Genomic DNA, 23,258 nt, shown 5'->3' with positions numbered 1-23,258 from the left:
GCATCGCTGCATTGGAATCGGAGCGCACCGGCGCCCGCGCCATCCGCTTCGAGAGCGCCGCTGGCCTGCTGGACTGCACCGTCCAGCCCGACGGCACCGTGACCGTGGATATGGGCGCCCCCGGGCTGGCCTGGGACCAGATCCCGCTCGCCCGCCCGGTGGCCGATACCCGTGCGTTCGTCATCGAGGGCTTTGCGGCGCTGGGTCCCGCCAGCTTTGTCAGCATGGGCAATCCCCATGCGATCTTCTTCGTGCCCGATGCGGATGCGGTGGATGTGGAGCAGTTGGGCGCGACCCTGGAGCACCACCCGCTGTTTCCCGAGCGCGCCAACATCTCCTTTGCCCAGGTGATGAGCCCGGACCATATCCGGCTCCATGTCTGGGAACGTGGCGCGGGGCGCACCCGCGCCTGTGGCACCGCCGGCTGCGCCACCGCTGTCGCCGCCGCCCGCACCGGCCGCAGCGGGCGGCAGGTGCGGGTGACCTTGCCCGGCGGCGATCTCACGCTCCACTGGCGGGAGAGCGACGACCATGTGCTGATGACCGGGCCGGTGGCCCATGAATTCTCCGGCATCCTCACCGCCGAGATGCTGGCCGAGGCGGCCTGAGCATGTCCCACGCCTGCGGCCCTTGCGCCCCGGAGACGGTGCTTGAGAGCGGACTCGCCGTGCGGACTTTCGGCTGTCGCCTCAACACCTTGGACTCCGAGCAGATCCGCCGCGCCGCCACCGCGGCCGGGCTGGAGCGCACGGTGGTGTTCAATACCTGCGCGGTGACGGGGGAGGCGGTGCGCCAGGCCCGGCAGGCAATCCGCAAGTTGAAGCGGGACCAGCCCGAGATGCGGGTGGTGGTCACCGGATGTGCGGCGCAGACCGAGCCGGCCACCTTCGCGGCCATGCCCGAGGTGGACCGGGTGATCGGCAACGGCGCCAAGGCCGCCCCCGCCACCTGGCGCGAAGCCAGGCGGGCGCTGGATTTCGGCGTCTCCGGCGAGGCGAAGGTGGTGGTGGACGACATCATGGCGGTGCGCGAAACGGCGCTGCACATGGTGGATGGCCTGGACGGGCACACCCGCGCCTTCGTGCAGGTGCAGACCGGCTGCGACCACCGTTGCACCTTTTGTATCATCCCCTATGGACGCGGAAATTCCCGCTCAGTTCCCCTGGGTGATACAGTGTCGCAAATTCGCACATTGGTGGAGGCTGGCCACGGCGAGGTGGTGCTCACCGGCGTCGATCTCACCTCCTATGGGGAGGGCCTGCCCGGCGCCCCCACCCTGGGCAAATTGGTGCGGGCGATCCTGCGCCATGTGCCCGAGCTGAAGCGGCTGCGCCTGTCCTCCATCGACAGCGTCGAGGCCGACCCGGACCTCTTGCGCGCCCTGGCGGAGGAGGAGCGGCTGATGCCGCATCTGCACCTCTCGCTGCAATCGGGCGACGATCTGATCCTCAAGCGCATGAAGCGCCGCCACTCGCGCGCCCAGGCCATCGCTCTGGTGGGCGAGATGCGCCGGCTGCGGCCGGACCTGGTGCTCGGGGCCGACCTCATCGCCGGCTTCCCCACCGAGACCGAGACCATGTTCCGCAATTCGCTGGCCATGGTGGAGGCCTGCGGCCTGACCTATCTGCACGTCTTCCCGTTCTCGCCCCGTCCGGGCACCCCGGCGGCGCGCATGCCGCCGGTGCCATCCGCCCTCATCACCGCCCGCGCCCACCGCTTGCGGGAGGCGGGCGCCAGCGCCCTGCGCCGGCACCTGTCCGCCGAAGTGGGCGTGAGCCGGCCGGTGCTGGTGGAGCGCGGCGGCATCGGGCGGACCCCCCATTTCACGCCGGTGCGTCTCGCCCGGCCCGCGGCGCCTGGCGCCATCCTCGATCTGCGCATGGCCGGACACGACGGCACGCGCCTGGTGGCTGCATGACGCCATCCCCTGCCCGCGCCAGGGGTCCGGCATCTGCGCGCTGTGCCGCTCAGAGCTTGGCGGCCTTGCGCAGAGCCTCGTCGATGCGCGTCTGCCAGCCCGGTCCGGCGCTCCGGAAATATTCCAGCACGTCCGGGGAGAGGCGAAGGCTGACCGCCTGCTTCGGGCTGCGCGATGGCGGCCGTCCACGGCGGACCGGCTGGCCGGCGATTTCCTCGAGGGCCGTGGCGAAAAAGGCATCGTCCAGTTCGGGAATGTCGTCATATTCGGCCGGGCCGATGGTGTGGGCGTCAACGCGGGTCAAGTCGCTGCCGATAGAGCGCGGTTTCGCGGTCATTGCATTTCCTCATCGAGACGATCCGGCGACTTTCGCCGCGCGGCGTCCAGCACACGATCACCAAGCGGCCCGCCAATTCGCCGACCGTATTGATGCGGATTTCCCCATCGTCGCGCCGGGTATCTTCGGCGCTGAAGGTGCGGCCGGCGAATACCGCGGTGGCGTCCGCAAAATCCAAGCCACGCTCCTTCAAGGTCGCGGCTCGTTTCGCGGCGTTGAAGGTGATCTTCATCGAATTAATGTATATACAAAAAAGATGGCCGTCCAGAGTCTGTATCTCCGGGCTGCCACGGGCGTTGAAGGGCGAAGCGCTGCATGACTGACACTCCCCCACCGGAAAAGCCCGGCTTCTGGCGCCGCCTCACCGGCGGATTGGCGCGCACCGCCACCAACCTCACCCAAGGCATCACCGCCCTCGTCACCAAGCGCAAGCTGGATGCGGCGACCCTCGAGGAACTGGAGGATCTCCTGATCCGCGCCGATCTCGGCACCGCCACCGCCGCCCGCATCGTCGAGGCGGTGGGCCGTGGCCGACACGACAAGATGATCGAGCCGGACGAGGTCAAGGCGCTGATCGCCGCCGAGGTGGAGGCGATCCTCGCCCCGGTGGCCAAGCCCTTGGTGATCGATCCCGCCCAGAAGCCCTATGTGGTGCTGATGGTGGGGGTGAACGGCTCGGGCAAGACCACCACCATCGGCAAGCTGGCCTCGCAATGGCGGGCCGAGGGCAAGAAGGTGACGCTGGCGGCCGGCGATACGTTCCGCGCCGCCGCCATCGAGCAATTGAAGGTGTGGGGTGCGCGCACCGGCGCCCATGTGGTGGCGCGCGAATCGGGCGCCGATGCCGCCGGTGTCGCCCATGACGCCATCACCGAGGCCCGCGCCAACGGCTCCGACGTGCTGCTCATCGACACCGCCGGCCGGCTGCAGAACCGCACCGAACTGATGGCCGAGCTGGAAAAAGTGGTGCGGGTGATCAAGAAACTGGCCCCCGGCGCGCCCCATGCGGTGCTCCTGGTGCTGGATGCCACCGTGGGCCAGAACGCCTTGACCCAGGTGGAAGTGTTCACCCGCCTGGCCGGCGTCACCGGCCTGGTGATGACCAAACTGGACGGCACCGCGCGGGGCGGCATCCTGGTGGCCATCGCCGCCACGCACGGCCTGCCGATCCATCTGGTGGGGGTGGGCGAGAGCGCCGAAGACCTCCAGTCCTTCTCCGCCAAGGATTTCGCCCGCGCCGTGGCCGGCCTCAGCTGAGGCCCGCCCAAGCGCTGGCGCAACGGTTCTGCCTCCCCTGTGCATGGTTTGCAGGGGTCGCTTGACAGGGGGAGGGCTCAAACCCTAAATGGCGCCTCCCAAGGTACGGGGCCGTAGCTCAGATGGGAGAGCGCTGCAATCGCACTGCAGAGGTCAGGGGTTCGATTCCCCTCGGCTCCACCACTTGATTAATTTCGCCTAAAATTCATCCGGCGGAATGATGCATTCCCAGGCGATCCTCCCGCCCATTAAAGTATAATAGAATCTGAAATGGCGTAATTATACGCCACGTCTGCGCTTGCAAAATGTGTTCCCTCTAAAGGAAGGCAGTGAGCGTGATTCTTGCGCCGTGGTCGAATACGCTCAGCAGGGCAGGTGGACACGGTTGAATCGCCCCGCCGCCCTCGTCTCATCTAGACGCGCAGCTCTCGGATATCGCTCAGCAAAGTGGGGTCGACGATGAACTCGGCCTCACCCATCCAATTGCTGTGCTCGCCCGGCCCCGTGAAGATCGCGTTTGCCGGTGCAAAGGCAGTAAGGAGGATGCCTCCGCCTTCATAATCGCTGCACAATCCGCGCGCGAACTGCTCCGCCGTGGATTTGTTGGATGACCAATTGAATCCCAGGCGACCCCCACGAAATCTTAGCGCTTGCTCGCCTCGATAAAGTGTCTGGGCCGTGCCGTGATAAGGTGGGAGGAGTATCCGTAGTGTTGCTCTGATTAGATCGTCATCATCAACGATTTCGCGGATAATGTGGCTTCGCACAGACCATGCTGTACGGAAACATAAACGGAAGTGGGGAGGAGTGCTGCCTATTTCCCTGGCAGACTGAATTATCTGAAAGTAAGCGTCTTTTGATGAAATGCTATCTAAAGCGAGTATCAGATCATCTGAATGGTGATCTGATAGCGCCGAGAGTATTATTTCGAGAGCTAGCGCTTCTGTTAGAGACTTGGGAGGAGGCCCATCATACGGCGTGATGCTGATCCTTACGATTCGCGGGTCATCGGTGGGGTCGATCTGAATGCCGGTCATCGCAGAAATCCTGGCGGGCGGTGTGTCGCGTGTTCCTGAACGCCAGCACCGAGAGGTGGAAGCTCCGTCACACCTTGGGCAAGAAACCTGCACCGAGCCGTGGGCATGCCGTACACTCCGTTGCCAGCAGTGAGTTTAGCGCGAGAGCTATGCCCTTGCACATATACACAGCCCATCAGTTGCAAGCTTTTGAGGCCGGCAAGGGCACAGATTAGGATACCCCCGCCGGCCCACCAGCCCCGCTCAAATCATCAGCGTCTGCTGCCAGAAGGCCAGCCGGCGGTCGATGCACCATTGGACGCTTTCGCGGATCGCCGCCTGCATGGCGTCGGCGCTTTCGATCGGCTGGCCGTCGCGCATCAAGGGCACCGCATTGTCCGCCATGCGGGCCTCCACATAGGCCAGCAAGGGGGCAAATTCCGCCGCCACCCCGTTGGCCAAGGCGTCATAGACCAGGGCTTCCATGGTGTTCAGCGTCAGGCCGGAGCCGGTGAGCGGGGCGGCCACCGATGCGGTCTTCGCCCGCTTCTCGGCCACTTCGCGCACCGCCAGGCGGTTCAGTTCCAGGGCCGCGCGATCCGCGGTGCCGGTGAGGCCATAGGGCAGGGGCAGGGCCTGGGCGGTGCCCACCAGAATGCCGGCCAGTTCCACCATGGAGGGGCGGTCCGCCTGGTCGCGCAGCGCCGGCAGGTCCACCAATTCCCCCAGGGTGTGCGGGCGGATCGTCAGGGCGTCAAACACGGGCCGGTAATGGCGCTCTTCCAGTTGCGCCTTGCCGGCGGGCACGTCGATGCTGGTCTTGGTGTCGGTGGCCGGCACGCTGAGGGCGAGGCCGAAGCCGCGCAATTGGGCATCGCGCTCCGCATCGGCCAGGGGCCGGGCGCCGCGCACATAGATGTCGCGGCGGAATGGCCGGCTCACCAGATAATCGCGCAAGGTCTCGCGGAACGCCCCCGCGGGAACCGAAGCCAGCATCTCCCGCTGCGCCGGGTTGAACATCAGGTCGGGGAAATTCTCGGTCAGGGTCGCCGAGCCCACATAATTGAGCTTCGCCTGCGCCAGTTGGCGGGCGGTGTCCATGTGATAGAGCGGCTTCCAATTGGCATTGAGATATTCGTGGGCGAGATAGACCGAGCGGTCGTCGCCCGCATGCTTGGCCGAGCCGTGGCGCAATTGCTCGAACAGGGTCGCCGAGCCCAGCACGCCGGAGCCGGCGCCCAACAGCTTCTCGGCAAAATCCAGCGACTGGAGAATCTGCGTGTCGCTGCGCCCGTGGCTCAGCGCGGCATGCTCGATCAGGAGGCGCTGCAACGGCAGCATGGCGGTCCAGCCGGGCATGGAATTGTAGCTCACCGATACCAGGCCGCCGGGCTTCACCCGCCGCGCCAGGAAGGCGGTGATGGCGTCGCGATGCTCCGGGCTGATCCAGGACCAGACCCCATGCAAGGTCACCACGTCGAAGTCCGGCAGGGCGGCCTTCTGGGGATCGAGCATCTCCTCGAAGCTGAGTTCCAGGAACTCCACATTGGTCAGGCCCGCCGCCTTGGCGGAGGCGCGGGCGCGGGCGATGTGGGCCGGGTTGAAATCCACCGCCACCACATGGGCAGAGGGATTGGCCGCCGCCACCACATTGGCGGTGACGCCCTGGCCGCAGCCCAGTTCGCAATACGTGAACGCCCCGCTCAGGTCCGGCGGCGCCATGCCGTTGAGGAGGCAGGCCAGAACCATGTGGCCCGGTGCCTGCTCCACATAGAGGCCGGGCAGATATTCGATGTCGCTGACATAGCCGGAAGCCCAGGAAGACATGTGCGCGTGCTTCAATAGGAGGAAAGGAAGGGACGGGGCTCGGCTCAGCCGAGATCGTCCGCGGGAAAGATGGCGTCCGATCGATCGATGGGGCTCGGGGCGCTGAGGATCCAGCCGGTGCGGCCCAGGCGGGCGGCGTCCGGGTCGTCATCCCCCTGGGCGAGGCGGGCCGCGGGCACGGCGTCGGCCTTGAGGAGCACATTGATCTCGAAGTCGAACTCCATCCCGCAATACAGCCGCACCAGATCAACGATGCGGCGGAATTCGGCGCCGCCCGGCAACAGATCGTGCAGGCCGGCCCGGTCGATGGGGCCGATGATCACCCGGAAGCAATCCTGCGCCACCCAGGCGCGGGACCCCAGCATGGCGCTGGAATCCAGCTGGCAATGCAGGCCTGCGGGCGCGGCGGGCGAGGGCAGGCTGCTCTGTTCGCCGGGGGCCACCGACAGCCAGCCGCCCACAAACGGCAGGATCGAGACCGGATGGGTCAATTCGCGCACCAGGAGGGCTTCCAGGTCCGACAGCGAGCGCACATTGCCCGAGAACATGCCCGCATAGTGCAGGATCACGTCGTCGGACACCGCCAGCCGATGGTGCATGGAGGGAAAGCCCAGCCCCACCAGGCTGCGCAGCACCGCCGTGAAGGCGTCGGGCTGCTTCGGCGTGCGCTGCTCGTGCGAGATGGCGAGGCGGTATTTGGTCGAGGCCCGATAGAAATGCGCCGCCGCCCGGTGCTGGAAGATGTCCAGGAAGGCGGTGAAGGCCGGGTTCTTCTTGTGCAGGCTCTGGGTCGCCAGATTGGAGTAGCCATAGGGCAAGACCCCCAGCGGCCCGATGAGGCCGAACAGGGCCACCGTGAGCCGCATCGGCCCGTCGGGGTCCAGCAACTCCGCTTTGGTGATGGTGGCGGCGGGATAGGTCAGCGACGGCTCGCTGACGAAGCGCACCGCGTCCAGATGCACCTCGCGCTCGCTGCCGTCGGCGGCGGCCCAGAAATCGCGCAATTCATGGGCCACGGCGCGGTGATGCCGCCGCAGCCGCTCCAGAACGCGCACCGCCTGGATGAAGTCAAAGCTCTGCGGCTCCGCGATCAGCCGCTCGATTATAGTAGCGGGCGGTATCCGGCGCGAGCGGGCCATGTGCGGAGGATTCCTGATTTTCCCTTCACCGTGGCGGTGAGCCGGGTGAAGGAATTGATGGAGGCATAGAGGCCGAAGAAGCGGTCCAGCACCATGGAGAACAGGAAGATGCTGCTGCCGCTGAAATGGGCCGGATCAAACTCGATGCTGATGTCGATGCCGCGACAGATGGCGTCCCCCCACGGCACGTCGCCCGGCCGCACCGGCGCCCGCGCGGTGCCGCGCTGCGCGGTGAGGGCGACGATGCCGTCGGTGATGCGGTAGGTCTCGGCGGAATCGAGCAGGTCATACAGGCGCAGGATTTCCTTCAGCGCCTCCAGGCCCTTGGGGCCGGTGATGGACAGATGGTTCAGGATCAGATGGGAGATCAGCTGCCAGCGGTAGCCCTCCGCGCTGCCGGGCCGCAAGGTCCGCGTGGGCGGCGAGATGCAGGAGATGGCGCCCACGGTGCCGATGCCCTGCACCGGCTTCAGATAGGGATGCCCGCCGCCATAGGGCAGCTTGGCCGGCAGGTCGCGGTTGAGGCACAAGGTCTCCAGCGACAGCACCAGCTCCTTGTGCGGCGACAGGTCCTGCTCGCGGTCCACCACCGACATGAACACTTCCGTCCCCGGATCGCGCCCGCCCGCGGGCCGGCGGGCGGTGGTCCAATAGGCCGGCTCCGCAGCCTCCTCGCCGGACTTGTTGCGGGCGTAGAACGGCAGGATCGGGCGCTGGGCCCCGGCAGCATCGGTGCCCACCACCGAGATGATGGAATGCACCTCCAGCACGCCCTGGCGCCGCGCATCGGGGATCACCCGGTGCTCATAGCGATTGTGGGAGGCCACCAGCGGCTCGGCGCGCTGGGGAAACAGATTGATGATGGGCGTGCAGCCCAAGGCGAACAGCTCCTTGGAGACGGTGCGCTCCAGGGTGACGTCGGTGTCGTTGAAATAGAAGAAGATATCCATGTTCGGGCCGGCGCCGCGCAGCACCTTGGCCGAGATGTCGATGTCGATGAACAGGAACTTCTCGGGAAAGACGAAGAATTCCGTCAGCAGCCGGTAGGCCCGCTGCGACTGCGGCGGATAGGGCTGCATGTTCTCGTCATCGGCAAATCCCACCGGCGAGACGGCGCTGGGGGGCAGAAGGACCGGATTGGGGTCGCCGACCCCATCCGCCAGGGCCACCGATACGGTGTTGTTCAAGATCAGCTGCTGCAGCGCATAGACCTGATGCGGCTGGCCGCGCAGGAAGAAGCGGATGCGATCGGGCTGCAACTGGGTGAAGGTCAGGCCCGGCGTGGTGCATTTCAGCGACAGGCGCAGCACCGCCGCGGCGCCATCCGCCGCCGGATTGGCGGGGGCCACCAGGGGGCGCCCGGTCATGGCGGCATCCGCCAGCACGAACGGCCACAAGGTCACCGGATAGCGGGTGCGGAAGCGGCACACCTCCCCTTGCACCGGCTCGGACTCCAGCTCCGTGTCGGGCGGGATGAATTGCGGGCCGGTGATCTCCGCCTTGGGCTGGAACTGCACCGTGGCCATGGAGGGAATGGGCGCGAGATAATGGGGGTAGAGCACCTCCAGCATCGCGTTGACCAGCTCGGGAAACTCGTCGTCCAGCTTGCGGCCGATGCGGGCATTGAGGAAGGCGACGCCCTCCATGAGCCGGGCCACATGAGGGTCGTCGATAGCATCGCCCGACAGCCGCAGATGGCCGGCGATCTTCGGATTGGCGCTGGCGAACTCACCGGCCATCTGCCGCAGATAGGCGATCTCGCGATTGTAATAGGTGAGAAGATCGTCACTCACTGCGGGCGCTCTTCAGGACAATCGAATTGGCGACGGGATCGATCACGGTATCGAACACCAGGACCTCGGGCGATGAATCGACGGTGACCTCCGCATCGATGCGCATGCGCAGCGAGCGGTCGCCGGAATCGATATTGGGCAGGACCGAAACACGCATGTTCTCGAGCCGCGGCTCCCACCGCCGGATGATATCACCGATCTCCTTCACCACCTGTGCCCGCCGCTGCTCGGTGGAGAGATTGACCGTGGACAGCGACATGATGCCGTAATTCAGCAGCGAGGAGTCCAGTTCGGTCAGGTCCGCCGACCATCCGGTCACCCGCCACTCGGTGTTCAGCAGATCCTCGATGTCCCGGCGCAACCCATCGCGGAAGGCGAGCACCGACGGGCGCTCGTCATCCAGCAGCCGATCGACGATCGACAGCCCCAGCGAGGTGCGCGAGCCCGGCCCGTTCATGCGCTCGCGGGCGCCGTGAAGGTGAGGGTCCGCAGGTTGAGGATCGGCAGGCTTTCCTCGCCGACCAGGAAGCAGCGCTGGCCCTGGCCGAACACGCAATCGGCGCCCGCTTCCACCCAGTCGGTTTCCCGGCCCAGCTTCAGTGCCTCGCTCACCTCCCCGGACCGCACCGGATAGGTGGCGGGCACCATCACCTCGCCTTCGGGGCCGCCGCGCACGCTCATGCGCACCGTGCACCAGGCGGAATCCAGCGGCCGGGTCGGCGCGGTGAACACCGCTTCGTCCACCTGCTCCAGGGGAATCCAGAAATACTTGCCGGTCACCGTCATCACTTCGAAGATGCCGGCGGTGAGATCGTCGAGATCGCGGAAATCCTCGAACGGCACCCCGTCATGGGTGCCGCTGACCGGCGGGCGCGCCGCCTCGGCGCGGGCCAGCGCGGCCCAGCCTTCCTCGGAGCGGCCCTCGCGCAGATGCATCAGGGCCTCCAGGCGCAGCGCCACATGCTCCGGCGGGGGCGCGGCGAATTCGGGCGAGCGGCCTTCCGTCCACACCTGCTGGCGGGCCATGTCGGCCCGGATCAACTGGCGCAGGCCCGCGACCCGCACCGCGGTGGTGGGGTCCTGGGTGGCGATGGCGTCGAACTGGCGCTCGGCGCGCTCCAGATCGCCGGCCACGCAGAGGAACTCCGCCAGCTGGCTGCGCCGCTGGATGTCCAGGGGCGCGGCCTTGACCTCTTCATTGCTGGCGGCGATCGCCTCGCGGAGGCGGCCGGCTTCGAACAATTTCAGCGCGGAAAGCGACATGGGGTCATCTCCAAGAGCCTGAGGCGATCAGGCTCTAAGTGGCTACGAGAGATCGGCTTTACCGATCCGATGGCGGTGCGCGCCGGTCGGATCGGTCTGTGGGCATTTCGTCATCCGGCGCGCAACGGGGCGATGGCCACGTCGGTCACCAGTTTGAAGCTGGTAAAGATCTGGTCGAGCTGAAAATGCGGCCGCAGATGCATGACGCAGGCAAACGAGCCCGGCCGGCTGGGCACGGCGCGCACTTCCACCGTCGCCTCCCGCAGCGGATAGCGGGCCTTCATCTCGGCGCCCGCATCGTCATTGCCGAGGCAATAGGAATGCAGCCAGGTCTGCAATTCGCGCTCGCAGGCATCGGCGTTCACATAGGCGCCCAGCTTGTCACGGATCTTCACCTTCACGTAATGGGCAAAGCGCGACACGCAGAAAATGTAGCGCAGCATCGCCGACATATGCGCGTTCACATTGGCGATGGAATGCAGCCGGCTGTTGGGCACGCTCTGCAGGGACGGGCTGGATTTGAACGCCAGGTACGGGGTGCCCTTGCAGACGTTCAGGGTCATGATGCCCATCTGCCACAATTCGTATTCGGTTTCGTCGGAGAGCACGAGCTGGCTGCCGAAGCGCTCCACCACCCCTGGCGCGTCGGTCTCCGCGCTCGGGGCACGCACCCCGGTGACGAGCCCGTAATCGATCTCGTCGCGATGGGTGCCGCAGATGTCCGCGAACCAGCCGTGCTGGTCGAAGGCGCGGATGAGCACCTCGCCGAGGGCATAGACCGCGCTGCCCCAGCACATGTCATCCTCGGTCAGGCCGCGGATGTCCTCCCGATAGCGGAAGCCCACGCCGGACACGCCATCCTGGCTGTAGGGCTTGCGCATGAGGATCCGCGGCATCACCAGGCCGAGGAAGCGCACGTCGTCGCCCGCGCGCATGCGCTCGAAGCGGATATATTCCTGTGCCCGGTAGACGCCGCTGATGCTTTGCAGCCGGCTCAGCTCGGAAAAGCTGTCGATGCCCAGCAATTGCGGCGAGGCGGAGAGGATCGCCGGCGCAAACGCCGCCGCGGCCACGGCAGCCAAGCCGCTCAAAGCGGTGACATCATCGGTGCGGTGGTCGGGGGTCGGGCGATGCTGCACCTCATAGTCGCACAGCAGCACCCCGAACGGCTGGCCGCCGGGCATGCCGAATTCTTCGCTATAGACCTTGGTGAACAGATGGCTCTGGTCGAAGTCCGCGGCCCGATCGAAATCGGCGCACACTTCCTGCCAGGACAGGTTCAGGACCCGAACCACCACGTCCTGCGTCCCCAGAGCGGAGGCGCACAGATAGGCCAGCCCGCGCCACGAGGCCTCCATGGCCCGGAAGCGCTCATGGTGCAGCACGGCATTCAATTGGTCGGTCAGCAACTCGTCGAGCAGGGCGATGTCCCGGTCGATCACCCCGGCGAGGGCTGAGCCGCTGGTCAGGTGGGCGACATCGTCGCCGAACCAGGCGCGCAGGGCGCGGGCGGGATCCGTCTCCGCCACGAAAGCCGCCAGGGGCGCATCGTCGAGGCGACCCACGGCCATGGCGACGGCTTCCCGCCGCAGCGCCACGCGTGCGGGGCCGGGTTCAGAACTGTCGGGCCCGGAGGATTGCGCCTCCGGGTCCGAGAGATGCGAGGCGGCATCCACGGATATCAAGCAGATGCCCTCCCTGCGCGATCCGCGATCAGCCCACCGTCGGGATGCGGGCGACCATGCGCAGCGAGGCGGTCAACTCTTCCATCTGCAGCCACGGACGCAGCCAGGCCACGGCGTTGTACGAGCCCGGCTTGCCGGGGATCTCGCGCACTTCCACCTTGGCTTCCGCCAGCGGATATTTGGCCTTCATGTCCTGGCCGGCTTCGGGATTGCCGTTGACATAGTTGATGATCCAGCGGTTCAGCCACGCCTCGCAATCGCTGGCTTCCATGAAGGAGCCGACCTTGTCGCGGCCCATGATCTTCAGATAATGGGCGAAGCGGGAGGTGGCCATCATGTACGGCAGACGCGCCGAGATGGCCGCATTGGAGGTGGCTTCCGGCCGGTCGTACTTCTTGGGCTTCTGCGTGGTCTGGCCACCGAAGAACACCGCATAGTCCGTGCCCTTGTAATGGCACAGGGGCAGGAAGCCGAGCTTGGACAGTTCGGCCTCGCGCCGATCGGTGATGCCGATCTCGGTGGGGCACTGCTGATCGCTGTCGCCATCATCGGAGATGAAGACGTGGCTCGGCAGGTTTTCCACCTTGCCGCCGCCCTCGGCGCCGCGGATGGCGGTGCACCATCCATGCTGCGCGAACGCGTCGGTGAGGCGCGCACCCAGCACATAGGCCGAGTTCATCCAGGTGTATTCGCTGTGGTGCATGGCGTGGGGCACGCCATTCACGATCGGGGCTTCCTCATAATCGAAGGCCTCGACCGGCTTGGTGTCGGCGCCATAGGGCAAACGCGACAGGGTGCGCGGCAGGGCCAGCGTGACGAAGCGGGAATCCTCGCTGTCGCGGAAGCTGCGCCATTTGGCATATTCGATGGTGTCGAAGATCTTTTCCAGATCGCGCGGCTTGGACAGTTCGGTGTAGTCGTCGAAGCCGAACAGCTTGGGGCTGGCCGCCGCAATGAACGGCGCGAACGCCGCTGCGGCAACGCTGGAGACCTGGGTCAGCAGCTCGACGTCTTCGGGATGGTTGGTGAATTCATAGTCGCCGATGAGGGCCCCATAGGGCTCGCCGCCGGGGCTGCCGAACTCGGTCTCATAGATCTTCTTGAAGATGGTGCTCTGGTCGAACTCCGACGACTTCGTCAGGCTCTTGTAGAGCTCGCGCTTGGTGCAGTTGATGACGCGGATCTTGAGGCCGGTGCCGGTCTCGGAATTCATCACCAGATAGTTCAGGCCCCGCCAGGTACCTTCCAGCTTCTGGAAGTCCGGGTGGTGCATGATGGCGTTGAGCTGGGTGGAAATCTTCGCATCAATGCCCTTGATGGCATTGTTGATGGTCTGCGACAGATTCTTCGAATAGGTCACCGTCCCGGCGAGCGCTTCGCGGGTAAAGGTGCGCAGCAGTTCGGTGGTGCGGTCAGGATCGGTCTGCTTGGTGGCAGCGATGGCCTGATCGAGGAAGCTGGCGGTGCCAGCGGCGGCTTCGGAAGCTGCGGCTTCCGGGGCGGCGCCGTCTTGAGCCTGTGCGTCAGCCATGATCTCAGCCCTCCTTCTTTTCGGGGGCAGTCTCGATGCCGAGCTGACCGCTCAAGGTCTTCAGGTCTTCTTCCTTGGTGAGGATCTGCTCCAGCAGATTCTCCAGATTTTCCGAGCGATCCGCCTTGGACAGCAGGTCGCGCAGCTGGTCGCGGGCTTCCATCAGCTTGCGCAGGGGCTCCACGCGGGCCACCACCGACGCGGGATCGAAGTCGTCCATGGACTTGAAGCCCAGCTCGACCGTCATCTGGCTGCCGTCGTCGGCCAGGGTGTTGTCCACCTTGAGCTTCAGCCCCGGGGTCATGCGGGCCAGGATCTGGTCGAAATTATCGCGATCGATCTGAATGAACTTGCGATCATTCAGGGGCTTCAGCGGCTCCGTGGGGTCGCCGGAGAAGTCGCCGAGAACGCCGACCACGAAGGGCAGTTCCTTCTCGACCACAGCGCCTTCGGTTTCCACATCATAGGTGATGTGGACGCGCGGTTTGCGCACCCGGTTGAGCTTCTCGTGAACACTGGCCATCGCGCTTCACCCCTTTGCCTTTGAACACCTAAAAATCTTGCAGAGCCTCTGGCCCACGCTGCGGTCCGCCGCTTAACCGTCGCTGTCCGCGGCCGGCGCCGGGGCCTTCAGGCCCGAGGCGATATAGAAGTAGCGGCGGGCGTCGGCGTCGACGATCAATTCCTCGAGCAATTGCCCAAGGTTCATGCGCCCGCGCCGCACGATCTCCTCAAGACTGTAGGAGATGGGCGAATGGGGCTCAGTCTTGCGAAAATAAGCTGCAACGCTCAGAAGCTGCCGGAACGCCTCTTCCCGATTGGAGAGCGCCCCGGATGAAACTGACGCCGAACCCACGTCCCCGTCCGCCGTGGATCCGTCCGCCCCTCCCACTTCCGCCGCCGCAATTTCCGCCGACTGGGCCGATTGCGCAAGCTTGTCGGCTGCAAAAACATTGACCGCATCCAACATGCTGTTCAGCACGTTGCGCAGGCTGCCGGCGGGGGGCGCATCCACGCCGACGCGGGCGGAAAACGCACTGGAGAGCTCATCCAGCGCCGTCAGGCAGCCTTGCAGGTCCACCACCAGCTGGCGATAGAAGCTCGCCGGCGTCGCCTGCACCGCCTGGGTGATGGCATCAAGCACCGGACCGCCGCTGGCCAGCCGGGCCTCGCGCTTGGCCTCGTCGGTGATATGGCTGATATCGAGCGCCTGCTCATATTGCCAGAAGGCATAGGCGGTGCCGCCGCCGGTCACCGGGATCATGCGCAGCGGCTGGATCAGGATTCCCTGCCCGTCGGCCCCGTTCAGACCGATGAACGGCATCAGCCGCGGCTCTTCGCCGTCCTCGTCCGGCTGCGGGAAGATCCCGTCCCAGAACGCGTTCACCAGCCCTTCGGCCACCTTCAGCCCGGTATAGAAGCCAGCGAGGCCGTCCACGCGCACCAGGCCCTCCACCAGCCACGCGGCGACCTCCAGATCCTTGGCCTCTTCGATCAGGATGGCGCCGGTGAGTTCCACCACCTCGGCCCATTCCTGGCGCGGCGGCGCGCCTTCGCCATCCACGTCATTGGCGCGCTCGGCGCGCCGTGCGGCGGCGCGGGCGTCTTTGGCCTGGAGATAGCGCGCGGTCGGCGAGCCGTCCGCCCGCGGATCGGTCCCGCAGGGGGCCTCTTCGCTGATGGGCTGCAGCAGGGCGTCGGTTTCAAAGGTGCAGGTCGGGAGCATGGAGATCCAAGCAGGCCTGAGGCAAAACGGCTGAACGGTGATGACAAAGTGGACTGCGCATTTCTGCTAAAACATAAGCCAAAGCTTATCGGTCAAAAAGGCTAGGCGGTACACCAAAACATTGATGTGACACGGGGGTCAAACGACGAGGTGATCACCGCCGCTTGAACCGTGCCGGTCTAGGACGGCACCAGCGACGGCAGGCAGCGGAAGCCTGTCAGCGGGTTCTGGCGGAACGGATTGTTCACCGACGACGCCTCCAGCGTGAAGCTTGCGGACCGCGGCCCGAGATTGACGTTGAACGCGAAGCTGTTGGCATTGATGCGCGACAGCCCGCGCGCATTCAGGAACCGGAACAGCGCCCACGGCCCGGTCACGCTGACCGCCGCCGGTTGGCCCGGCTCCTGATTGCCGAATTCCACCCGCATCACCCCGCTCGCCCCCGGCCATTTCACCGCCAGCGGCAAGGTCGGGCCATATTGATACACCAGCGCCTGGCCGTCGATATCCAGCCGCACCCGCAGCGCCGCCGGATCCAGCCGCGTGGGGACGATTTCGAAGTCCAGCTGCGGCGCGGTGGCCCCCGCCGCAAAGAACATGGCGCGGATCCGGGAGGCCTGCTCGAAATAGCCCAGGGCCGCAGGCGAGATGTCCGGCCGCGCCCCGGCATTGGCCAGCAGTTTCCACGGCGCCGAGCCGGTGTCCACGAACGGCTTGAGCTGCTTGTCGAAAAACTTGTCCAGCAGGCCGCCCGGCGCGAACATCTTGGAGAAATCGGCGAACGTCACCTCATTCTGCGCGTTCTCGAACGGATAGCGCCCATTGATCGCCGCCTGGCAGAAGGGGAGCACCTGCGCCTTCCAGGTGGTGTTCAGATCCTCGCGCACCCCCGCATTGGCGATGGTCGAGGTCTGGCGCACCAGCGACATGATCGAGTCCGCAATGGCCGGCGGGGCACTGAGCGTGCTCAGCTTGAGCTGGCCCATGATCTGCGCGAACGAAGCACCGGAGGTGAGTTCCGTCACCTGCGCGGGGCTGGCATCCCCCATGCTGGCCGCCGGCCCGATGACCATGCGCAACTGCGCTAAGGCCTTGATCACGTCGTCCACCGGCGCCGGCGTGCCATTGGTGAACTGATGCAGGCCGGAAAAGCGGTTGGTGACCGCCTGGCCGGGCGAGGGGGCCGAACTGAGCAGGTTGGACAATTCCGCCTTCGCGGCGGAGGCGCCCGGCACCGTCACCGGGGGCGCAGGGGGGGTGAGGGTGGTCTGCTGCGCCACCGCGGTCAGATAGAGCTTCAGCGGCGAGGGCGGCCCGACCACCGATTGGAGCACGGCCATTTCCTGCTGCAGATTGGAAAACGGCGCCAGCGTCACATCGCTGAGCAAGGCTTCCCACTCGGCGGCATAGTCGCTGGTGTAGAGATTGAGCATGTCGCTCTTGAGCCGCGTCAGGCGGACCAGGGTGGGCGTGCTGTTGTTCACCGGCGTGCGCACCCAGTCCTCATGCACCAGCACCTCGGCCGCCTTCGCGATGGCCGGGAGGATGACGCTGAAGAAATTATCGGCGGTGTACATGCCGGAAATGCCTTCGGCCAGCGTCTTGCCCGAGCGCCGCACCAAGGCATAGCTCGCCAGCGGACCGGCGCTTTCGGCCACGGTCCAGGGCTGCAGATTCTTCACCTCGGGCAGGTTCTGGATGATGGCCAGGCCCCGCTCGGCGGTGGGATATTGGTTCAGCACCGCCCGCGCCCGCACGATCAGGCCGACATTCATCTCGATGGGGGGGAAGCCGGCTTCCAGCAGATTGGTCAATTGCACAGCGAGCGCGGCCCGCAGCGGGGCCTGGCCTGGCCCCGGATAGGCAACGCTCCATTCCCGGCGCATCCATTCCTGGACCAGATCCTTATCCATGGGGCCGGCGCCGCCGAACATCAGATAGACCATCAGCGCGCCATAGAGGTTGCTGGGCTTGGTCAGGTTGTCCTCGATCTGCCGCTGCATCATGGCCTCAAGCCGATGCAGGAACAGGGTCTGAAGCGCGTCGGTATATTCAGTGCGGGTCACGGGCGCCAGGAAGCGCTCCTGGTTCAGGCCCCCGGTCATCTGAAGCGGCACCGGCTTGTCGCGCTCGTTCCAGCCGGTGGGCAGCGCGGCCAGGGCGGTCAGCACGGGCAGGACGGTCGAGAAATCCTCGCGGCCGGGAACCGACACGGTGGGATCATTGCCGAGCGCGGAGATCAGCGGCTCGATCTTCTCGGCGCTGCGTCCCACCTGCAGCAGGAGGTTGCGATTGTCGATGAAGCTCACCGTCCACCAAGCGGTCAGGCCGATGGCCAGCAGCGCCCCGAGCCCGGTGATGCCGAACAGCAGGCGCTTCTGGCGGCGCTGGACATCGGGGTCCACCTCCACCAGGCCCGCCTCGCCGAAGACCACTTTTTCCAGCGCGTCATGAATGAAATAGCCGATGCGGCGGCGCTCGCCGGCCACCGCGTCCTTCGCCCGCTCGCTCTGGATCAGGCGATAGTGCGGCTTCGCATCGCTTTCCTGCGTGTCCGCGCTGGTGAAATACATGCCGCGCAGCAGCAAGGGGCGCTCGTAGCCGTTCGGCTTGAACATGATTTCGAGAAAATCGCAGATGATCGGCTTCAGCGTCGCCATCTGCGGCAGGAACATGAATGTGTCGAAGCCGCGGACCGGATCGGACTGCGTGTTCACCCGCTCCAATACGCGCGGGAGCTGCCATTTCATCAGGTTGAAATATTCGCGATCAATGAAGGTGAAGATGGATTCGCCATCTTTGGTCTGCGCATTCTCATCGCAAAGCGGCAAGGTGAGGCCGAACACCCCGTTGCGCTCCTCGGGGCTGATGCCTTCGAAGAAGGCGTGGAAGCCGGGGACGGAATCCACCTTGGTGAGTGCGATATAGATCGGGAAGCGCACCTTCAGCCGGGCCTGCAAAGCCACCAGTTGGTGGCGGAATTCGGTGCCTTGCGCATGCCGCTCGGTCTCGCTCCAGCGCTCCAGGTCCGGCAGGCTGAGGGTCAGGATCAACCCGTTGATGGGCTGGCGCGCGCGGTACTTCTTGATGAGGCCGACGAAGCCGTTCCAGATCGGGTTCCCACCCGGCGCCACGCTGCCATCCGGTCGAAACGGACCTTCCGTATCCACCAGCACCGCATCATCGGTGAAGAAGAAGGCGCTGTTGACGCCCTGCGCGATCATCTGCCCGGCGCCGCTGCGCCCTTCGGTGATGGGAAAGCGCAGGCCTGAGCCGCGGATCAGCGAGGTCTTGCCCGATCCCGGCAGGCCGAACACCAGATACCAGGGCAATTGATAGACGTAGGAATGACCCCAGCGCCGGGACTCCCGCATGCTGCGCAGGACACCGAGCGCCCGTGCCATGCCCTGTTCCATGGCGGTGATCTGCCCCTCCGCCTTGCCATCCGGCGCGGTGGGCACCACGGCGCGGGCGCCATTGGACCCGCCGGGCATGGCCTGTCCCTTGGGCTCGCGCCGCCAGTGCCAGCTGAGAACGATCAGGACGTCCACCAGCAGCACGAGCACCAGGCACAAGGCCCGCGGCAGGATGTCGGCCAAGGGCGCGTCGCCCGCGACCTCCAGCTTCGGACCCAGGAACCAGATCGCGGCGGCAAGTCCCACGGTCACGACAGTCAGCACGACCCAGCGCCAGAAGCCGCGGGAGGTCAGTATGTTCGTCATCGCTCGCATTGCCTCAGCCGGGACATTCCAGGCGCGCTATTGGGGGGTCAGGACGATTTCGAGACGCCGGTTGGCCTGTCGTCCCTCCGGCGTACTGTTGGTGGCAATGGGGTCGGCGGCGCCGCGCCCGGTGGCGCTCAACCGCAGCGGGCTGCCCATGGCCGCGGCCAGGAAATCCGATGCCCGGCCGGCCCGCGCCTGGGACAAAGCCAGATTGTCCGGGAAGGCCGCGGTGCGAATGGGGACATTGTCGCTATAGCCGATGACCACCACCGGCCCGTTGGTCTTCATGAGGGCCTGCGCCACATGGGTCAGCACGTCGATGAAGGGCGTGCGGATATTGGTGCTGGCGGTGGCGAAAACCTCGCCCACGGTGCGGATGACCACCTGATCGCCAGACTTGAGCACTTGCAGCACGCCGGCCTTCTGTTCCGGCTCCAGGAATTTGGAGACGATCTCATAGGCGGTGAGGATGGGCGGGGGCGGCGGGGCGGGCGCCGGCGGGCGCACGACCGGGGCCACGGGTTCCACCACCGGCGGCTCCGCCGGCAATGTCACCACGGGGTGCGGGATGGGCGAGGCCAACAGCGACATCACCTTCTCGGTGATGATGGCGGTGTCGCGCCGCAGCACGCTGGACAACTGGATGAAGGCAAAGAACATGATCACCAGCAGCGCCGTGGCGCCGATCCAGACCGGGAGCATCTCCCGCAGGCGATGATGCCGAACGCTCACCCCGTGCCATTTGGGCGACAGCTCCGTCTTCACCGCGCCGTAGGAACTGCGCAGGATCTGGTAGATTTCCTCACGCAGATGGGCCAGCTCACCGGCCCCATTGGTCACCAGCCGGTATTTGCCCTCAAAGCCGAATTCCAGGCAGTAATAGAAGAATTCGAGCTCCTTCAGCGCGGCCTGCGGCGATATCTTCATCTGCTGCAGCAGGAGGAAAAACCGCTCGCCGCCCCAGGTCTCCTGAAAGAACATGGAAATCATGCTCTTGGACGACCAGAAGCTGTCCTTGCCCCAATTGGTCTTGAGGATGCCGTCGTCCACGGTCGCGGCCAACGCATAGAGGGTCACGCGCACATGGCGGCTCGAGAGGCCATATGTGGCGGCCTGGCTCTCGAAATCCTGCAGCCCTTCCACCAGGGTCTGATGCAGCCATTCGACGTCGGGCGCCTCGGTGGTGGCGGCGATGCTGGCCAGCAGATCGAAGATGGGCGCGGCCAGGCCAAGGCTGGGATTGTAGCGATAGACGTCGAGAGCGGCGTAGAGCGCGTTGGAAGGCTCCCGCCGCGCGGGCGCCGCCACCGGGGCGGCGGGCGGCGCCGATCGCCCGTTGCGGGCGGACCGGGTCCGGGACGGAAGCACATCATCCGCCGGGTGTCCGCCCCCGGGCTCCAGGAACGGAGATGACCGCACCGGATCGGAACTGCCATAGCTTGCGACCGCGACATCCACCGGGCTCGCCGCCGACGGGGCGGGCGGGCGCTTCAGCGGCGTGTCGGCGGCGGCCGCCACCACGGCGCCCGTGGTTCGGGCGGCGCCTGGACGAGCGAAAATGGTCTCTTCCGCCCCTCCGTCTTCCGTCCCTTTTTGGGTCATTTTCTCCGCTTTCAATCCACTGCTCACTCCTTTTAGCCGTGGTTCCCATGGCGTGGAGGAGATCTTGGCAAAAACTATTGCTTAACCTTAATTGCGGATGGCCCACATCTCCATGTGAACGCCTGGAAACTCGCCGGCCAGATGGACCGCGACGCCGCCGGAGAGGGCCAGTTGCTTCCACAGCGGATTGGCGGACTCCAACTCAAAATACACCGCGCCCACATTGTAGGGAATTTGCCGGGGCGCCATGGCCAGGGGGCGCACCCGAATGCCGGGCAGCTGGACGTTCACCAGTTCGCGGATCTGCTCCACCGGGCCGATCTTGATCAGGGAGGGCAGGGAGCGGCGAATGACTTCGCCGGGCATCTCCGCCTTCACCACCAGCACAAAGGTGGCGTTCGAGATCAGGTTGCGGTCTTCGATAATCCCCACGCGGATGCCGTATTTGCGATCCTGCAAGGCGATCTGCACCGCGGTCTGCTCCAGCACCGCACTGAGGGAGCGCCGCAATTCGATCATCACGGTCTCGAACGTGTCCTCCAGATTGTCGTGGCGATACACGGCAAAGTCGCGCGGCCGCTTTTGCAGCGCGGTGAAGGTGGAGAGCTCGCCCGCCAGTTCCATCAGCGTGGTGTAGAGCCGCTCGGGGTGGAGGGAGGACAGCCGCGCCAGATGCGCCAGATGCGGCTCGGCCCGGTTGATGACCTGGAGCATCAGGAAGTCGGCGATCTCGGCGACGCCCTGGCTGTCGGCGCCGGTGACCCTTGGTGCCAGCGCTTCGCCGCGATGGTGCAGCATGGCGGTGAGTTCGTTGAGGAAGCCGTTGAGCACCGGCGAGGCGGAGGCATCGAGGAACGGCGGAATGTAGTTTGGATCCAGCCGCGCCTTGCGGTCGGCGCCCACCTCCGCGATCCGCGCCAGGCCCAGGCAATGAAAGCCGCTGCGATCCTGGTGCTGGAGCAGCAGCGACAGCCGCAGGCGCGCAGTGCGGATATGGGCGGTGTTGTTGGAGCCGCTGATCTCGTCCACCACGTCCTGCTCTTCCGAGCCGAAGCGCGCCGCCGAATTGGAACTGGTGCCCACCTCCACATCCGCCGCCCCGCGCTGGCGCACCGGCACGCAGAGATAGACCACGGAATCGGTCAGGGTGATGGGCAGGTCGATGGGGTCGGGATGCTGGTGATCTTCGGGAATGGCGAACGGCGTGCCGTCCTCGAATACCCCCTCGCAGCGATCCAGGGCGAACTTGCCCAAAGCCAGCAGGTCGCGATTGATGGAGATGGCGCGCAGTCCCCAGGGGAATGGGCACAAGCCCTCCACCCGCAGCCGCACCAGGCGCTCGAGGTAGCGGTCCTGCTGCTGGAAATGCTGGGCGCGCAGAAACATGCCCTCGGACCAGACGACCTTGCCGTTGGAATTCATTGCGTGTCGTCTCCGTCAAAGGGCGTGCGCCGCGCGGGAAGGGGGGGAGCGGGCCAATCGTCGAGCGGCTGGCGTGCCTGTTCCCCTCCGGATGCAAAGTCCCGGCTGGCTGAAAGCTGCTTGGCAATGCGTACGGACAGGCTGACCAGGGACAGGCTGGCCCATTCCGGGTCCAATTGGGAAAGCCGGCCCAAGGCCTCCTCCGAGGTCCCGGCGAGCAGGTCTTCCGGTGCGCTCGGATCGGCGGCCCGGGCGACCCGGCTCAGCGCCTCCACCAGCGACAGCACGACGCTCCGCGGCAGCGCGGCGGTATCCGCGGGCCGGGGTTCGGGGAGACGCGGTGGCGCGGCCTTGCGCGGGGCGAAAGCCGGCTCCTCGTCATCCCAGGCGTCGGGGATATGGGCATTCACCGGCTTGATCGTCCCCAGCGCCTGGAACTCCGCCGGCGCATGGTCCGATTGGGTTTCGGTCTGCCAGGCGCTCTGGGCGAACAGGGGGCGGGGCAGCGGGGTCGCCTCGTCCTCGGCCCAGGGCAGCAAAGGCGAGGGCGCGTAAGCGGGAAAGGCGGTGTCCTGCACCACATTGCGACCGTCGCCGAACAGCTCGTCGCCGGTCGGGCGGGGCGCCGGGCGCGTGCCGCCCGCGCCGGGCAGAATGGCCAGGAACGGATCCCGCGCGCTCTCGACGCTGTCGCTGACGCCGACGGAGATGCTGATATTGGCCAGATGCAGCACGTCGCCATCGCTGAGGATGACGGAGTTGCCCCTGCCGAGCGGCTGATCGGAGGTGTTCACCAGCAGGCCATTGATCGATGTATCAATGACCAGGAACACATTGGACTTGAACTCGATGGTGCAGTGATGGCGCGAGACGAGGCGGGCCGGATCATCGATGACCCAGTCATTGTCGTCCTCCCGGCCGATCCGGAACGGGCATTGGGTGACGCTGCGGGTGCGCTCATGCAGCGGCAGGATGGCAGGCTCGATGATTGTCAGTCGCAAATTGGGCGCCATGGTC

At 66.0% G+C, this 23,258-nt stretch carries 19 protein-coding genes and 1 tRNA gene; 4 read left to right on the top strand and 16 right to left on the bottom strand.

The window, feature by feature from the left end:
• Together dapF and mtaB are read left to right on the top strand one after the other, a co-directional pair.
• On the top strand, positions 1 to 608 hold a 608-nt coding region (gene dapF, locus AAG816_RS08680; protein ID WP_341989201.1), incomplete at its 5' end, for a diaminopimelate epimerase.
• Positions 609 to 610: 2 nt separating this feature from the next.
• Positions 611 to 1,918: a tRNA (N(6)-L-threonylcarbamoyladenosine(37)-C(2))-methylthiotransferase MtaB gene (gene mtaB, locus AAG816_RS08675; protein WP_341989200.1), complete on the top strand. Its 1,308-nt coding sequence runs from the start codon at positions 611 to 613 to the stop codon at positions 1,916 to 1,918.
• Between the two features lie 49 nt (positions 1,919 to 1,967).
• On the opposite strand, the gene AAG816_RS08670 is transcribed toward mtaB, so the two are convergent.
• Both AAG816_RS08670 and AAG816_RS08665 read right to left on the bottom strand, forming a co-directional pair.
• Positions 1,968 to 2,255 carry a BrnA antitoxin family protein gene (locus tag AAG816_RS08670; protein ID WP_341989199.1) on the bottom strand — a complete coding sequence of 96 codons (288 nt, stop codon included), beginning with the start codon at positions 2,253 to 2,255 and terminating at the stop codon, positions 1,968 to 1,970.
• Positions 2,209 to 2,487, bottom strand: coding sequence for a BrnT family toxin (locus tag AAG816_RS08665; protein WP_341989198.1), 279 nt, complete (start codon positions 2,485 to 2,487; stop codon positions 2,209 to 2,211). Before AAG816_RS08665 ends, AAG816_RS08670 begins: the two co-directional genes overlap by 47 nt.
• 83 nt (positions 2,488 to 2,570) lie before the next feature.
• On the opposite strand from AAG816_RS08665, the gene ftsY reads away from it, so the two are divergent.
• Positions 2,571 to 3,512, top strand: a complete 942-nt coding sequence (gene ftsY, locus AAG816_RS08660; RefSeq protein ID WP_341989197.1) for a signal recognition particle-docking protein FtsY — start codon at positions 2,571 to 2,573, stop codon at positions 3,510 to 3,512.
• Between the two features lie 107 nt (positions 3,513 to 3,619).
• Positions 3,620 to 3,695, top strand: a tRNA-Ala gene (locus AAG816_RS08655).
• A 230-nt stretch (positions 3,696 to 3,925) separates the two neighbouring features.
• Here the strand turns inward: AAG816_RS08655 and AAG816_RS08650 are convergent.
• The 14 genes from AAG816_RS08650 to AAG816_RS08585 form a co-directional block, all read right to left on the bottom strand.
• The gene (locus tag AAG816_RS08650; RefSeq protein WP_341989195.1) at positions 3,926 to 4,549 is read right to left on the bottom strand and encodes a hypothetical protein; all 624 of its coding nucleotides are present in this window, start codon (positions 4,547 to 4,549) and stop codon (positions 3,926 to 3,928) included.
• A 243-nt stretch (positions 4,550 to 4,792) separates the two neighbouring features.
• Positions 4,793 to 6,355: a class I SAM-dependent methyltransferase gene (locus AAG816_RS08645; protein WP_341989194.1), complete on the bottom strand. Its 1,563-nt coding sequence runs from the start codon at positions 6,353 to 6,355 to the stop codon at positions 4,793 to 4,795.
• Between the two features lie 44 nt (positions 6,356 to 6,399).
• Positions 6,400 to 7,494 (bottom strand): type VI secretion system baseplate subunit TssG, encoded by a 1,095-nt coding sequence (gene tssG, locus AAG816_RS08640; protein WP_341989193.1) that lies wholly within the window; start codon positions 7,492 to 7,494, stop codon positions 6,400 to 6,402.
• On the bottom strand, positions 7,458 to 9,287 hold the full coding sequence (gene tssF / locus AAG816_RS08635; protein WP_341989192.1) for a type VI secretion system baseplate subunit TssF: 1,830 nt from the start codon (positions 9,285 to 9,287) through the stop codon (positions 7,458 to 7,460). Before tssF ends, tssG begins: the two co-directional genes overlap by 37 nt.
• Positions 9,280 to 9,744, bottom strand: a complete 465-nt coding sequence (gene tssE / locus AAG816_RS08630) for a type VI secretion system baseplate subunit TssE (RefSeq protein WP_341989190.1) — start codon at positions 9,742 to 9,744, stop codon at positions 9,280 to 9,282. The genes tssF and tssE overlap by 8 nt, the downstream gene beginning before the upstream one ends.
• The gene (locus AAG816_RS08625) at positions 9,741 to 10,550 is read right to left on the bottom strand and encodes a type VI secretion system accessory protein TagJ (RefSeq protein WP_341989189.1); all 810 of its coding nucleotides are present in this window, start codon (positions 10,548 to 10,550) and stop codon (positions 9,741 to 9,743) included. The genes tssE and AAG816_RS08625 overlap by 4 nt, the downstream gene beginning before the upstream one ends.
• A 110-nt stretch (positions 10,551 to 10,660) precedes the next feature.
• Positions 10,661 to 12,121: a type VI secretion system contractile sheath large subunit gene (tssC, locus tag AAG816_RS08620; protein ID WP_341989188.1), complete on the bottom strand. Its 1,461-nt coding sequence runs from the start codon at positions 12,119 to 12,121 to the stop codon at positions 10,661 to 10,663.
• 142 nt (positions 12,122 to 12,263) lie between these two features.
• Positions 12,264 to 13,766: a type VI secretion system contractile sheath large subunit gene (tssC, locus tag AAG816_RS08615; RefSeq protein ID WP_341989187.1), complete on the bottom strand. Its 1,503-nt coding sequence runs from the start codon at positions 13,764 to 13,766 to the stop codon at positions 12,264 to 12,266.
• A 4-nt stretch (positions 13,767 to 13,770) separates the two neighbouring features.
• On the bottom strand, positions 13,771 to 14,289 hold the full coding sequence (gene tssB / locus AAG816_RS08610; RefSeq protein WP_341989186.1) for a type VI secretion system contractile sheath small subunit: 519 nt from the start codon (positions 14,287 to 14,289) through the stop codon (positions 13,771 to 13,773).
• Between the two features lie 72 nt (positions 14,290 to 14,361).
• Positions 14,362 to 15,492 (bottom strand): type VI secretion system protein TssA, encoded by a 1,131-nt coding sequence (tssA, locus tag AAG816_RS08605; protein WP_341989185.1) that lies wholly within the window; start codon positions 15,490 to 15,492, stop codon positions 14,362 to 14,364.
• A 179-nt stretch (positions 15,493 to 15,671) separates the two neighbouring features.
• Complete coding sequence (gene tssM, locus AAG816_RS08600; RefSeq protein WP_341989184.1) at positions 15,672 to 19,214, bottom strand: type VI secretion system membrane subunit TssM; 3,543 nt, start codon at positions 19,212 to 19,214, stop codon at positions 15,672 to 15,674.
• Positions 19,215 to 19,250: 36 nt separating this feature from the next.
• Positions 19,251 to 20,819 (bottom strand): type IVB secretion system protein IcmH/DotU, encoded by a 1,569-nt coding sequence (icmH, locus tag AAG816_RS08595; protein WP_341989183.1) that lies wholly within the window; start codon positions 20,817 to 20,819, stop codon positions 19,251 to 19,253.
• Positions 20,820 to 20,906: 87 nt separating this feature from the next.
• Positions 20,907 to 22,241, bottom strand: coding sequence for a type VI secretion system baseplate subunit TssK (tssK, locus tag AAG816_RS08590; protein ID WP_341989182.1), 1,335 nt, complete (start codon positions 22,239 to 22,241; stop codon positions 20,907 to 20,909).
• Positions 22,238 to 23,254 (bottom strand): FHA domain-containing protein, encoded by a 1,017-nt coding sequence (locus AAG816_RS08585; RefSeq protein WP_341989181.1) that lies wholly within the window; start codon positions 23,252 to 23,254, stop codon positions 22,238 to 22,240. Before AAG816_RS08585 ends, tssK begins: the two co-directional genes overlap by 4 nt.
• Between the last annotated feature and the right edge of the window lie 4 nt (positions 23,255 to 23,258).

This window comes from Azorhizobium sp. AG788 (assembly GCF_943371865.1).
Taxonomy (GTDB): domain Bacteria; phylum Pseudomonadota; class Alphaproteobacteria; order Rhizobiales; family Xanthobacteraceae; genus Azorhizobium.
This window is presented reverse-complemented; position numbering and strand designations above follow the sequence as displayed.